Genomic DNA, 13465 nt, shown 5'->3' with positions numbered 1-13465 from the left:
CACGATGGACCCCTGCGATGCTCGCCGGGCCGGCGCTGCGCAGGGCGCACAACCCCGGCGCTCAAGCCCGGTGCGTCACTCGTCGAGCGTCACAGGCCGCGCGACCCGGCCGCCTGGGCGAAGATCAGGCTGGTGCTGGTGGATGCCACTTCCGGCTTCAGGCTGATGGTGTCGGAGACGAGTTCGCGCAGCGCACTGGCATCCGGAACCGCGACGTGCACGAGGAAGTCGCGGTCGCCGGCGAGGAAGTACACCCGCTGCGTGGCAGGCAGCCCCTCGAGATAGGTCTGGAACCGCCGCAGGTCACCGCGGGCGTGCGCGTGCAGGCGGATGGTGATGAGCGCCTCGAGATGGAGTCCCATCGCGGCGGGTGAGATCTCGGCGTGGAAGCCGACGATCACCCCGTTCGCCTGCAGGGCGCGCACGCGCTTCAGGCACGTCGACTCGGCTATCCCGGCGATGGCGGCGAGCTCGGTGTTCGAGATCCGGCCGTTGCGGCTCAGCTCCGACAGGAGAGTGCGGTCGACGGCATCCAGAGCGGTGTGAGCGGATGCCGAAGAATCAGGGGTCATGGGGGCGCTTCCTCGTCTCGCGGTGAAGATTTCCACCATTCGAAGGCGATTGTACGCAGAATCTTCGGCGGGCGACCCGCAGATCGCGGAGATCTGCATAATCGCAGGTAGTGGGCGTCTACTCTCGCGCCCGCGATCAGCTGTCTCAGGAGGACGCAATGACGCGCACGATCATCGTCGGTGCAGGAATGGTCGGACTTGCCACGGCGTGGCATCTGCAGGAGCGCGGGGTCGACGTCACGGTCATCGACCGCGTCGGCGTCGCCGCCGGCTCGTCGTGGGGCAACGCCGGCTGGCTGACGCCGGGCAAGACCATCCCGCTCGCCGACACCGGCCTGTGGACGTACGGGCCGAAGGCCCTGCTCGATCCGGATGCCGCTCTGCACGTGCCGTTCCGGGTGGATGCCGGGCTCTGGTCGTTCCTCGCGCAGTTCGCCGCCCACGGCACCAACCGTGCGTGGGACCGGACGATGGCCGATCTCACGCCCATCGACAAGATCGCGCTGGAGTGCTTCGACGAGCTGATCGATGGCGGCGTGAAGTCGTGGACCCGCGAGGGCCCGTTCGTGATCGGCTTCAAGCAGGAGGCCGACTCCAAGGGCTTCCTGCACGAGATCGAGGGCGTGATCCGCCACGGGCAGGACGTGCCGTTCGAGCGTCTCGAGAACCCGCGCGAGCTTGCGCCGGTGCTGTCGGATGCCGTGACGCACGCCTACCGGCTCGACGGGCAGCGCTTCTTCGAGCCCGCGCCGTTCGTCGAGGCGCTCGGTGCTGCCGTCGTCGAGCGGGGCGCCGAGCTGATCACCGGGTACGAGGTCACCGACGTCTCGTCCACCCGCCGCCCCGTCGTCACGATGTCGAACGGGCAGCGACTGGAGGCGGACTCGGTCGTGATCGCGACGGGCGCCTGGATGCCTGCGCTCGCCCGCAAGCTGGGTGTGCGCACCCGCGTGCAGGCCGGCCGCGGCTACTCGTTCACGGTCGCCACGTCGGTTCCGCAGGAGCACCCGGTGTACTTCCCGTTCCAGCGCATCGCGTGCACCCCGTACCAGGGGCGCTTCCGCATCGCCGGCACGATGGAGTTCCGACGCCCCGACGAGCCCTTCCAGCCGCGCCGGGTGCAGGCGATCATCGCGCAGGCGCGGGAGATGTTCCAGGGTCTGGATCTCGACGATCGTCAGGACGAGTGGGTCGGCTCGCGCCCCGTCACCCCCGACGGCCTGCCGCTGGTCGGCGCGACCCAGGCTCCGAACGTGTATGTCGCCGGCGGTCACGGCATGTGGGGCATCGTGCTCGGGCCCGCGACCGGCAAGCTCCTCGCCGAGCAGATCACCACCGGCCGCATCGCCCCGGAGATCAAGCCCTTCGACCCGCTGCGCTGAGCCGGGGCCGGTTTTTCGGGCCTCGCTCGCGCCGTTTCGGGGCTTCCGGAGCGCGGGTACCGGGCATCCGGGGTCAGTTCTGTACGCCGGCGGCGCCGAAAGCGTATGCGATTGACCCCGCACCCCGGCGACCGGGCGGCGCGCCCGCATGCGGATGGATGCGCCCGGCTGCCGGGCATCCGGGGTCAGTTTCGTACGCCGGTGGCCCCGAAAGCGTACGCAATCGACCCCGCACCGGTGAATCCCACCCCCCCGCACCCGCAGCGGGGATGCATTGGACTGGTCAGAGGGATGCTGAGCCAGAGAAATGCATCCCCGACAGATTCGACTGGGTGGGTCAGGCGCGGCGCACCGGCTGCTGCAGCTCGGTGACCCAGTCGGACTCGTCGTCGAGCGGCCACGACCGCACGTAGAGTTCGCGGCACGGGCCAGAGGGCGTGAACCCGCGAGCGAGCATCTCGGCGTGCAGCGCGTGCCAGGTGTCGGGGATGCCGGTCGTCGCCCCGAGGTGGATGCCGCACACCGCGCGCTCCTCAGCGGCGAGCTCGACGATCTCGAGGCCGTCGACGGGGCCGCCGCCGTACTCGTAGCCGATGGTCAGCAGCATCCCGTCGTCGGTCGGACGGTACTCGGCGATCGGCGTCTCGAGCATCCCCTCCGTCTCTGGCAGGCCGTCTTCGACCTCGCCGAACAGGGGACCCACGTGCCGACCGACCTCGTCGGCGGGCACAGTCGCCGTGCGGGCGATCAGGCGGACGGCAGGCAGGGACTTCTCGATGAACTCGACAGATGACATGCGCTTCTCTCTCTCTATGAGGTGGAGCCGCCGCTCCACGTCGACGAGTCGTTCGGTGGCGATGCGGTGCTCGTGCTCCACGGCATCCCGATGGGAGCGCAGCAGGCCCGCTATGCGATCCGCACCGATCCCCTCATCGAGGACGTCGCCGATCTGCTCCAGCCCGAACCCCAGCTGCCGCAGTGCGACGATGCGATGCAGCCGGTAGAGCTGCGACGGATCGTACGACCGGTAACAGGTGAACTCATCCACGTGCGCGGGCACGAGCAGACCCGCAGTGTCCCAGTGCCGCAGCATGCGGTGGGTCACCTGGCCGATCTGCGCGAACGCTCCGATGGACAACATGTTCTGATCCGACCGCCTCACACTGTGTCAGGGTCAAGTCTGCTCGACGGATGCCCGCAGCCTCACCCGCGCAGGTCGCGGCGCGCCAGGGCGAGGGCGGATGCCACCGCCAGCGCCACGGCGATCCCCCAGACGAGCAGCAGCCCAGGCACGTCGACACCGTCTTTCAGCGGCGGCTGGTGATACACCCACGCGTACGGCGAGAGGGCGTTCAGCCACTCGAGATCCTTCGACTGCTTCGCCACCGCCTGGAACACGTATCCGAGCACCGCGACGCCGGCCGCGACGCCCGTCGCCCAGGCCTTGCGGCCGGTGAGTGCGCCGGCGAACAGGCCCGCCATCGCGCTGAGGAACGCGAGTCCGGTCAGGGCGAGCGCCGCTCCGATGATGTGCGGCGGATGGATGCCCAGCTCCGCAGGATCGTTCAGCGCGAATACGATCGCGCCCGACAGAGCACCCAGCCACAGCAGCCGCACGAGCACGGCTAGCGCCGACTCGGCGGCGTACTGCGCTCGGCCGATGCCGTGCGCGAGATCGAGTTCGAGTCGGCCGGACTCCTCGGCGCCGGCGATCGCGGCCGAGCCCCACAGCACGGCGGCGATCGTCAGCAGCAGAAAGCCCATCAGCCCGTAGAACGTGCTCTGCGCATACCCCGCACCGGTGGCGATCTGGTCGTATCCCAGGGTCTCGATCAGCTGCGACGGCAGGGCCTTGATGATCTCTTCGAGCTGCCCGTTCGCCCCGAAGCTCGGGTACAGCGGCAGGTACAGGAACAGCACGGCGGCGATGCCGAGAATCCACCCGATCCCGCTGCGCCACGACTCCCGGATGCTCCGCCGGAACACCGGCAGCACGCTCTTCATCGCGCGCCTCCCTTCTTCTCCCCGCCGACGCCCCTGCTTTCCGCCGACACCCCCAGGTGTGGCCGTCCGTACGTGGGGGTGTCGGCGGCAGGTGGGGGTGTCGGCGAAGAAGAGGAAGAGTAGAGGCGCAGCACGCTCTCCTCGAGATCCGGCTCCTCGACGGTCAGGTCGCGCACGGTCGTCTGCGCGAGCGCCTTCACGAAGGGGTCGATCGCGCCCTCCACCGTCGCGGTGAGGTGCAGCACATCGCCCTGCGGAGTGATCTCGATTTCGGACACACCCGGGATGCCCGTGAAGGCCCGCCCCACGGCATCCGGATCCCCCGCATCGAGCGAGACCCGCACCCGCCGCACCGAGCCGAGGCGCAGCGAGGCGACGTCGCCCGTCGCGACCACGCGGCCGGCGGCGAGCACGGCGACCTCGTCCGCGACCTGCTGGATCTCGCTGAGCACGTGCGAGCTGAGCAGCACGGTCTGCCCGCCGTCGCGCGCCTCGCGCACCATCGCGAGGAACTCGCGCTGCACGAGCGGGTCGAGCCCGCTGGTCGGCTCGTCGAGGATGAGCAGCTCGGGCCGGTGCATGAACGCCTGGATCAGCCCGACCTTCTGCTTGTTGCCCTTCGACAGACTGCGCACCGGCCGCGACAGGTCGACGCCGAGACGCTCGGCGAGCTCTGACGCGTATCCGCGTGTGACCGCGCCGGAGACCTCGGAGTAGAACGACAGCATCCGGTGCCCCGTCACGCGTCCCTCGAGGTGCAGCTCACCCGGCACGTAGCCGATGCGGCGCCGCAGGCGCGCGCCACCGTGCCGCGGGTCCTCGCCGAGCACGCGCACCTGACCGGAGGTGGGGCGGATGATGTCGACCAGGGTGCGCAGAGTCGTGGTCTTGCCGGCGCCGTTCGGCCCGATCAGACCGTATATCGTGCCCGGCTGCACCTGCAACTCGAGGCCGTGCAGGGCCGTGCGACGCCCGAAGCGCTTGTGCAGCGCGGTGATGTCGATGACGGAACTCATGATGCCCCTCCTTCGGTGGGCTTCTCGGATGACCCGTTACCGGATGACTCGTTCTCGGATGCCATGGCCTGGCGCGCTCCGTCGAGGACGGCCGTGCTCGAGTAGATGCCGTGCGTGAGCAGTTCCAGAGTGGGAAGGGTCGTGCGCAGCATCCCGGCGGGGCTCAGCTGGTCCTGCCCGAGCATCCGGCCGATCTGGGCGCGCATCATCACGGGCGCGAGGCCCATCATCACCAGGAGCAGCGTCGTCATCTCGGGATCGCTCATCCCGACGAGCAATCCCGCCTCGCGCTGCTCGTCGAGCACGTCGCGGGTGACGCGCACGATCTCATCGAACAGGCGGTCGGCGGCCGGCGAGCTGTCGCCGAGCATGCGGCCGAGATAGTCGATGTACGGACCGTAGCGCTCGACATCATGCAGCGCGGCGCGGATGCGATCGGCCGTGGGCGCCTCGATCAGCTCGTGCTTGTCGTCGATGAACGCCGCTACGACGTAGTCGTCGCACGCAGTCCGAAGCGCATTCTTGTCGCCGAAGTGGTGCACGATCAGCGCTGCGCTGACGCCGGCCTCCCTCGCGATCGCGCGCATGCTCGCGGCGTCGAACCCATCGCGGGCGAAGGCGCGGATCGCAGCCTCGCGGATGCGGGCGCGGGCCGTGAGATCATCGGATGCTGAACGCATGTACAGCATGCTAAACGCGCGTTCAGTGGGCGTCAAGACCTGATGAAAGGCGGCGATAGTGTGAGCGGGTGACGGGCTTCGATTACCAGCGACTGCGACGATTCCCCGACGTCGAGGCTGCGAATCTGCAGGCCTGGGATGCCACCGACGAGCTGCTCGTGCGGCGCGCCCTCGACACCGGCGTCGCGGGCGACGAGATCGCGGTGATCGGTGACGAGTACGGCGCGATCGCGCTCGCGTTGACGGATGCCGGGCTGCACGGCATCCGCGTGCATCAGGACCTCATCACCGGCCGTCGTGCGCTCGCCGCCAACGCCCGGGCGCTCGATCTGCCGCTGCCCGCAGCGCACGAACTCGACAGCTCGCTGCTCAGCGGCACCCGGCTCGTGCTGCTGCAGCTGCCCAAGGGGCTCGCCGAGCTCGAGGAGATCGCCGACGCGGTCGCCCGCTGGGCGGCGCCCGATGTGATGTTCATCGCGGGTGGACGGGTGAAGCACATGACGCTCGCCCAGAACGAGCTGCTCGCGCGGTTCTTCGGGCACGTGCAGCCGCAGCGCGCGGAGCGCAAGTCGCGGTTGATCGTGGCATCCGGAGCCCTGCCCGTTCCCGACCAGCCGCCGTTTCCGGTGAGCCGCCAGCACGACGGCTTCACCCTGTGCGCCTATGGCGGAGCATTTGCAGGAGCGAAGCTCGACATGGGCACGCGGGTGCTGATCGACGTGATGTCCGCGCTGACCCCGCCTTCCCCGCTCCAGGCATCCGCACCGTTCCACCCGACCGACGCGCCGATCGGGGGGACGCCAGCGCAGTTCTCGGAAGTTGTGACGTCGCCTCCGCTGCGCGTCGTCGATTTGGGCTGCGGAACGGGCGCGCTCGCCGTCGCGTTCGCGCAGCAGCATCCGGATGCCAGGATCACCGCCACCGATCGATCCGCCTCCGCGGCGCGCTCGGCCCAGGCATCCGTCGTCGCGAACGGCCTCGCCGGACGCATCAGCGTCACGCTCGACGACGCCGGCTCCGAGATGCCCGATGGATCGGCTGACCTCATCCTGCTGAATCCGCCGTTCCACCTCGGCACGAGTGTGCACGAGGGCGCGGGTCACCGCCTCATCCAGGCTGCCGCGCGGCTGCTGCGGCCGGGCGGCGAGGTGTGGACGGTGTTCAACTCGCACCTCGATCACCGGGGCGTGCTGAGCCGCGACGTAGGCCCGACCGAGCAGGTCGCCCGCACCCCGAAGTTCACCGTCACGCGCAGCGTGCGCCGGGGCTGAATTCCGCGACGCGCCATGCTCGGTCCCGCCCGCGCATCCGCTCGGCCTCGCGTGCGCAGGCGAACACGCGAGGGAAGGAGGATCTGCGCGAAATCCTCCTTCCTTGGGTTGTTCGCCTACCTCCGCATCCCCGCGCCCCTCAACTCCGCATCCCCGCACCACGGCGCAACAACGCACAGCCGATCACAGGAACCCCCGGTGACGCCCGGAAACCGCCACCCGGATTTGCCACCGGATCAGCCGTTCGTTAGCGTGGATAGGTGGCCGCGAGGTCACAGAGACCAGTCCGCGGTCGCGTCCTTCTTTCGACTGAGCTGTACACGAAGAGGCGCGGGCGTACGGTTGATGTTCTGTCGCGGGGATCCGAAATCCCCGTCCGCGCCGCCTTGCAGCTTCTGTCGAAACGGCCTTGAGAACGTCACCCGGGCGTAACCGAAGCGGCCCGCCGAGACCCGAAGAATCGGTGGGCAACGGGGGAAACGTGTCCGAAACCGCTCTTGAAGCGCGCAATATCTACAAGGTCTTCGGCCGAAATCCGCAGCAGGCCGTGAAGCGTCTGAAGGCCGGTGAGACGCGCACCGAGGTGCAGGACGTCGGCACGGCCGCCGTGATCGACGCGAGCTTCACCGTGAACCGCGGTGAGATCTTCGTCATCATGGGCCTGTCGGGTTCGGGCAAGTCGACGATCATCCGCATGCTCAACGGCCTGCACGACGCGACCGCCGGCGAGATCACCATCGGCGGCGACCAGATCACCGGCATCCCGGGCGCGCGCCTGCGCGACATCCGCCGCGACCGCGTCTCGATGGTGTTCCAGCACTTCGCGCTGCTGCCGCACCGCACGGTGGCCGCGAACGTCGCATATCCGCTCGAGCTGAAGGGTGTCGGGAAGACCGAGCGCCTGCGCAAGGCCGACGAGATCCTCGCCCTGGTGGGCCTCGAGGGCTGGGGCGACAAGCTGCCCAGCGAGCTCTCCGGCGGCATGCAGCAGCGCGTCGGCATCGCCCGCGCGCTCGCCGCCGACACCGACATCCTGCTCATGGACGAGGCGTTCAGCGCCCTCGATCCGCTGATCCGCCGCGAGATGCAGGAGCAGCTGGTCGAGCTGCAGGCCAAGCTGCAGAAGACCATCGTGTTCATCACGCACGACCTCAACGAGGCCATGTTCCTCGGCGACCGCATCGCGGTGATGCGTGACGGTCGCATCGTGCAGATCGGCACACCCGAGGACATCCTCACCGACCCCGCCAACGACTACGTCGAGCAGTTCGTGCAGGACGTCGACCGTGCGCGCGTGCTCACCGCTGCGAACGTCATGGAGCGTCCGCGCCCGGTCGTGGCCGAGTCGGCCGGTCCGCGCACGGCGCTGCGCCAGATGCGGGATGCCTACATGTCGGCGACCTACGTCGTCGGCCGCGACCGCAAGCTGGTCGGCATCGTCACCGACCGGGATGCCGTGAAGCTCGTGCGCCGCGGCGAATCCTCGCTTGCGTCGATCATCAAGCCTGTTCCGCAGAAGGTGCACGAGGACGACGTGCTGATGAACCTGTTCATCCCGTCGGTCGAGTCGCCGGTTCCGCTGGCGGTGACGGATGCCGAGGGGCGCCTGACCGGTGTGATCCCGCGCGTCACCCTGCTCGCCGCGCTCGGCCCCGGCCCCGGCGCGACGGGCGAACTGACCCTGCCGCTGAATCCGATGCCGCAGGCCGTGATCGACGAGGTGCTCGCCGAGGCGAGCTCGTTCACCGAGGCCGCCGCTGAGGCAGCCGCCGAGTCGGCCGACGACGAAGCCGGCACCGCTGACACCGAGGAGGTGCACTGATGGATTTCCGCATTCCGATCGGAACGTGGGTCGCCGGCATCGTCGACTGGGTCAAGGACAACCTCGACGGCCTGCTCGATGGCGTCTCGTTCGTCTTCGGCTTCCTCGTCAACGGGCTGACCGCCGGACTGCTGTCGGTGCACTTCGTCGCGATCATCGCGATCGCCGCGCTCATCGCGTGGCTGGTGCGCTCGTGGCAGCTCGCGATCGGCACCGCCGCCTCGCTGCTGCTGATCGTGGGCATGAACCTGTGGGTTCCCGCCATGCAGACCATGTCGCTCGTGCTCGTCGCCGCGGTCATCGCGGTGCTGATCGCCGTGCCTCTGGGCATCTGGTCGGCGCGCAACGGCACCGTCCGCGCACTGCTGAAGCCTGTGCTCGACTTCATGCAGACCATGCCCGCCTTCGTGTACCTGATCCCCGCCATCGTGTTCTTCGGCATCGGCGTGGTTCCCGGCATGGTCGCCACGATCATCTTCGCGCTGCCTCCTGGGGTGCGCTTCACCGAGCTCGGCATCCGCGGCGTCGACAGCGAGACCGTCGAGGCAGGCCACGCGTTCGGCGCGAAGCCCGGGCAGATCCTGCGTGGCATCCAGCTGCCGCTCGCGATGCCGACCATCATGGCCGGCATCAACCAGGTCATCATGCTGGCCCTGTCGATGGCGGTCATCGCCGGCATGGCCGGCGCCGACGGCCTCGGCAAGATGGTCGTCGAGGCGATCTCGACGATCAACATCGCCAAGGGCGTCGAGGCGGGGCTCGGCGTCGTGCTGATCGCCGTCTTCCTCGACCGGGTCACCGCTGCCCTCGGCGCACCGGCAGAGAATCACGCATCGCTGCTCGGAATCCTGGCTCGTCGCCGCGAGGCGCGGCGCCGCAGCTCGGCATCCGTCGCGGTGCCGGATGCCGCACTGCAGCCTGCCTGACCTGCATCCCGCACCCGCAATCACATATACGCAACAGAGAGAGAACATCGTGAAGAAGAAGATCACTGCACTCCTGGCCATCGGAGCCATCGGCTCGCTCGCCCTCGCCGGCTGCACGAGCAACGGCGGAACCGGCGGCACCGGCGGCGACGCCGACGGCGGCTCGAAGGGCGACAAGGGCACCATCACGCTCGGCTTCCTGCCGTCGTGGACCGACGGCCTCAGCACGGCGTACCTGCTCGAGAACAAGCTCGAGGAGCTCGGCTACGACGTCGAGATGAAGACCCTCACCGACGCGGGCCCGCTGTACACCGGTCTCGCGCAGGGCGACGTCGACATCTACCCGTCGGCCTGGCCCGAGCTCACCCACAAGAAGTACATGGACAAGTACGGCGACGACATCGAAGATCTCGGCACGTACTACGAGAACGCGAAGCTCACCATCGCGGTGCCGGAGTACTCCGAGCTCACCTCGATCGAGGACCTCAAGGGCAAGGCCGCGAACTACGACGGCAAGATCATCGGCATCGAGCCGGGCGCCGGCCTCACCGAGCAGACCACGAAGATGCTCGGCGAGACCGGACTCGACAGCGAGTACGAGCTGGTCACCTCGTCGACCGCGGCGATGCTCACCGAGCTGAAGAAGGCGACCGACAAGCAGGAGGACCTCGTCGTCACGCTGTGGCGTCCGTTCTGGGCCAACGACGCCTTCCCCGTGAAGGACCTCGAAGACCCGAACGGCCTGATGGGTGAGGCCGAGGGCCTGCACTTCCTGGGCACGAAGGGCTTCGCTGACGAGTACCCCGAGGCCGCTGAGCTGATCGAGAGCATCAAGCTCGACGACGAGCAGTACGGCTCGCTCGAGGACATGGTCGTGAACGAGTACGGCGAGGGCAAGGAGCGCGAGGCCGTCAAGGCATGGCTCGAGGAGAACCCCGACGTCCTCAAGTGACCCGCTGACTTCTCGCCGGGGCCCCCTCTGGTCGTCCGCGCCCCCTCTGGATCACGTGATTCAGAGGGGGTGCGGATGCCACGAGGGGGCCTCGACGTGTTGAGGGTCAGTGCGTCTCGGCGGTGACCAGCGGGTCGGGCGACGGGCGGGTGGTCGCGCCGTCCTTCTCGACCGGGAAGCCGTTGCGCATCCAGTACTCGTACCCGCCGAGCAGCTCGCGGGTGTCGAATCCGGATGCCAGGAGCCGGCGCGCAGCGGCGGTGGCGCCGTTGCATCCCGGGCCCCAGCCGTACACGATGAGGGTGCGGTCGCGCGGCAGCTCGGCGATCCGGGCATCCCGATCCGCCGTCGGCAGATGCAGGGCGCCGGCGATGTGGCCGTGATCCCAGGACTCCTGCCGACGGGTGTCGACGAGCACCGCCGCGCCCGAGGCGACGGCCTCCGCGGCCGCGACCACGTCGATCTCGAAGGCGATGCGGGCGTCGACATGCGCGAGCCGCGCTGCGATGGAGGCGGAGAGCGCGGCGTCAGCCACGACTGCGCGTCTCGTCGAGATACGAGTACGCGGTCACGCGAGAGACATGCAGCCGCTTGGCGATCGTCTCGATCGACTTGCGCATCTGCGTGACACCGCGCTGGTCGAGCTTCTCGAGCACCGCGATCTTGTCGTCACGCGTCATCTGCTCGACGGGCCGGCCGATCTCGCCGATCGCCTCGGCGATCATCTGATCCATCACCGACACCAGGTCGGTGCCGAAGTGCTCCTGCGGGCGCTCGTCCGCGGCGGCGGTGGTCGCTGCCACGGGCAGCAGCGCCTCGAGCATGTTGCGAGCCTGCTGCAGCGGACTCAGGTCGACGTTGATGCAGAACGAGGCGATGATGTCACCGGCGGCGTTGTGGAAGTACACCGACGAGCAGCGCAGCTCGCGGCCGTCGCTCGTGCGACCCCGATAGCCGAACGCGTCGTGATCCTTCTGGCGGTCCTTCAGCACATCGAGGCCGAGGTTCGTCGACGGTCCGCCCACTGACCGACCGGTGACGTGTCCGTTCTCGATCGCCATGATGGTGTGCCCGAGGTCGACGTCGGCGCCGTCGAGGTTGTGCAGCACGACCTCGACCGACGGGCCGGCGGCGGTGGCGAGCGCGCGCATCACGGGTCGGTACAGCCGAAGGATCTCCTCCGCGCTCTCGTATGTCTGCCGCGCGGCATCCTCTGCCAGCACTGCCGCCGCCTGCCGCATTGCAGTCTGCGTCGCCATCGTCCACCTCAGCTTTACAAAAAATCTTTACAGTAGACATTGTGTCTATCCGTGGGCTATCTTAGCGGCGGCGGTCTCTTCCGTCGAGGGTCACATCCTCACCCGACCCCCCTCTTCACCCCTGAGCAAGGAGGCTCCCATGGCCACAGTCGCATCCCGCGGCTTGACGCCGAAGCAGCGCAAGACGGTCGCCGGTGGCGCGATCGGCACGCTGATCGAGTACTACGACTACTACCTGTACGGTCTGGCGTCGGCCGCGGTCTTCCCCGCCGTGTTCTTCTCGACCGAAGACCCGGTGATCGGCCAGCTGTCATCGTTCGCGACCTTCGCCGTCGGGTTCTTCCTGCGGCCGGTCGGCGGCATCGTCTGGGGCATCATCGGCGACCGCGTCGGCCGCAAGGTGGTGCTGATGAGCACCGTTGTCGGCATGGGCATCGCGACGACCGGCATCGGCCTCATCCCACCGGATGCGGCAATCGGCATCGCCGCACCGCTGCTGCTGCTGTTCTTCCGTCTCTGCCAGGGCTTCTTCGTCGGCGGCGAGATGGGCGGAGCGGTGACCATGGTCGTCGAGGCCGCACCCGTCGGCAGGAAGGGCCTGTACGGCGCCTTCCTGATCAGCGGCGCCGGCGTGGCCAACGTCGTCTCGGGCGGCCTGATGGCCGGCCTGGGCCTGACCCCCGGCTCGTGGTTCATCGAGTGGGGATGGCGCATCCCGTTCGTGTTCTCCCTTGTGCTCGCGATCGCCGCCGTGATCCTGCGTCGCCACCTCGAGGAGTCCGAGGAGTTCACCGAGACGCAGACGCTGATGGTCGCGGCGCGGGGCAAGAAGCACAACCCGCTCGTCGAGGCTTTCCGTCACCCGAAGAACACGATCCTCGGCATCCTGATCGGCCTTCCGCAGTCGATCGCCGGCTACGTGATCCTCACGTACGGCCTCGGCTTCATGGTGACGAACAAGAGCCTTCCCGCCTGGATGGGCTTCGCCGGCACGATGATCGTCGGCGCGCTGCAGATCTTCGTCGCGCCGCTGTGGGGTCGCATCTCCGACCGGATCGGCCGCCGCACGGTGTACATCATCGGATGCATCGGCTTCGCCGCCATGGTCTACCCGGCGTTCGCGCTGTTCTCGACCGGCAACATGTGGCTGATCTGGCTCGGTCAGATCCTCGGATTCGTCGTGTTCGGCGTCGCCATGCAGGCCACGCTCGCCACGATGCTCGCCGAGATGTTCGACGCCGAGGCGCGCACCACCGGCGTCAACATCGGCTACCAGATCTCGAACACCCTGGGCGGCGGTCTCGCGCCGGTCATCTGCGCCGCGCTGGTCCTCTCCGCGGGTGGCGCGTTCTGGCCCGTCGTGGTCTACGCCGCAGTGATCGCGATCGTCGGCGTGATCGCCACGCTGATGGCATCCATCCGACCCGATGTCGAGGGCGCAGGTCGTCTGCACGAGCTCTCTGTGACCCGTCAGGACGCGACTGTCTGACATGCGTTCCGTGCAGTTGCACGATCGAGGCCCCCTCCGGTCGTCCGTACCCCCTCTGAATCACGTGATTCAGAGGGGGCGCGGATGCCACG

The 13465-nt window shown here is 68.5% G+C and carries 13 protein-coding genes; 6 read left to right on the top strand and 7 right to left on the bottom strand.

Translation table 11 applies throughout. From position 1 onward, the window contains the following. Positions 1-89 precede the first annotated feature (89 nt). Positions 90-572 carry an Lrp/AsnC family transcriptional regulator gene (locus ACIPV2_RS08765; RefSeq protein ID WP_400840373.1) on the bottom strand — a complete coding sequence of 161 codons (483 nt, stop codon included), beginning with the start codon at positions 570-572 and terminating at the stop codon, positions 90-92. Between the two features lie 158 nt (positions 573-730). Between ACIPV2_RS08765 and ACIPV2_RS08760 the strand changes: the two genes are divergently transcribed. Then, the gene (locus ACIPV2_RS08760; protein WP_101187835.1) at positions 731-1954 is read left to right on the top strand and encodes an FAD-binding oxidoreductase; all 1224 of its coding nucleotides are present in this window, start codon (positions 731-733) and stop codon (positions 1952-1954) included. Between the two features lie 337 nt (positions 1955-2291). On the opposite strand, the gene ACIPV2_RS08755 is transcribed toward ACIPV2_RS08760, so the two are convergent. The 4 genes from ACIPV2_RS08755 to ACIPV2_RS08740 all read right to left on the bottom strand — a co-directional run bounded on the left by ACIPV2_RS08755 (position 2292) and on the right by ACIPV2_RS08740 (position 5654). Beyond that, on the bottom strand, positions 2292-3095 hold the full coding sequence (locus tag ACIPV2_RS08755; protein ID WP_400840370.1) for a MerR family transcriptional regulator: 804 nt from the start codon (positions 3093-3095) through the stop codon (positions 2292-2294). Between the two features lie 62 nt (positions 3096-3157). Continuing rightward, positions 3158-3958, bottom strand: a complete 801-nt coding sequence (locus ACIPV2_RS08750; protein WP_400840368.1) for an ABC transporter permease subunit — start codon at positions 3956-3958, stop codon at positions 3158-3160. Further along, entirely contained in the window at positions 3955-4974 is a 1020-nt protein-coding gene (locus ACIPV2_RS08745; RefSeq protein ID WP_400840366.1) for an ABC transporter ATP-binding protein, read from the bottom strand. The genes ACIPV2_RS08750 and ACIPV2_RS08745 overlap by 4 nt, the downstream gene beginning before the upstream one ends. Next, the gene (locus tag ACIPV2_RS08740) at positions 4971-5654 is read right to left on the bottom strand and encodes a TetR/AcrR family transcriptional regulator (RefSeq protein WP_400840363.1); all 684 of its coding nucleotides are present in this window, start codon (positions 5652-5654) and stop codon (positions 4971-4973) included. The genes ACIPV2_RS08745 and ACIPV2_RS08740 overlap by 4 nt, the downstream gene beginning before the upstream one ends. 68 nt (positions 5655-5722) lie before the next feature. Between ACIPV2_RS08740 and ACIPV2_RS08735 the strand changes: the two genes are divergently transcribed. The 4 genes from ACIPV2_RS08735 (at position 5723) to ACIPV2_RS08720 (ending at position 10625) form a co-directional block, all read left to right on the top strand. Further along, positions 5723-6925 carry a class I SAM-dependent methyltransferase gene (locus ACIPV2_RS08735; protein ID WP_400840361.1) on the top strand — a complete coding sequence of 401 codons (1203 nt, stop codon included), beginning with the start codon at positions 5723-5725 and terminating at the stop codon, positions 6923-6925. 481 nt (positions 6926-7406) lie between these two features. Further along, complete coding sequence (locus tag ACIPV2_RS08730) at positions 7407-8747, top strand: glycine betaine/L-proline ABC transporter ATP-binding protein (protein WP_400840359.1); 1341 nt, start codon at positions 7407-7409, stop codon at positions 8745-8747. Then, the gene (locus ACIPV2_RS08725; RefSeq protein ID WP_400840356.1) at positions 8747-9673 is read left to right on the top strand and encodes an ABC transporter permease; all 927 of its coding nucleotides are present in this window, start codon (positions 8747-8749) and stop codon (positions 9671-9673) included. The genes ACIPV2_RS08730 and ACIPV2_RS08725 overlap by 1 nt, the downstream gene beginning before the upstream one ends. A gap of 46 nt (positions 9674-9719) precedes the next feature. Next, the gene (locus ACIPV2_RS08720; RefSeq protein WP_400841788.1) at positions 9720-10625 is read left to right on the top strand and encodes a glycine betaine ABC transporter substrate-binding protein; all 906 of its coding nucleotides are present in this window, start codon (positions 9720-9722) and stop codon (positions 10623-10625) included. 106 nt (positions 10626-10731) lie between these two features. Here the strand turns inward: ACIPV2_RS08720 and ACIPV2_RS08715 are convergent, their stop codons facing one another. Together ACIPV2_RS08715 and ACIPV2_RS08710 are read right to left on the bottom strand one after the other, a co-directional pair. Further along, complete coding sequence (locus ACIPV2_RS08715; RefSeq protein WP_400840353.1) at positions 10732-11160, bottom strand: rhodanese-like domain-containing protein; 429 nt, start codon at positions 11158-11160, stop codon at positions 10732-10734. Continuing rightward, on the bottom strand, positions 11153-11884 hold the full coding sequence (locus tag ACIPV2_RS08710) for a transcriptional regulator (RefSeq protein WP_400840351.1): 732 nt from the start codon (positions 11882-11884) through the stop codon (positions 11153-11155). Before ACIPV2_RS08710 ends, ACIPV2_RS08715 begins: the two co-directional genes overlap by 8 nt. Positions 11885-12023: 139 nt before the next feature. Here ACIPV2_RS08710 and ACIPV2_RS08705 point away from each other — a divergent pair, with 139 nt between their 5' ends. Then, positions 12024-13373 (top strand): MFS transporter, encoded by a 1350-nt coding sequence (locus ACIPV2_RS08705; protein ID WP_400840349.1) that lies wholly within the window; start codon positions 12024-12026, stop codon positions 13371-13373. Positions 13374-13465: the final 92 nt, after the last annotated feature.

It is taken from the genome of Microbacterium sp. NPDC089987 (assembly GCF_044748505.1).
Lineage (GTDB): Bacteria > Actinomycetota > Actinomycetes > Actinomycetales > Microbacteriaceae > Microbacterium.
The sequence above is the reverse complement of the archived record's forward strand: the minus strand, read 5'-3'. Positions and strand labels throughout refer to the sequence as shown.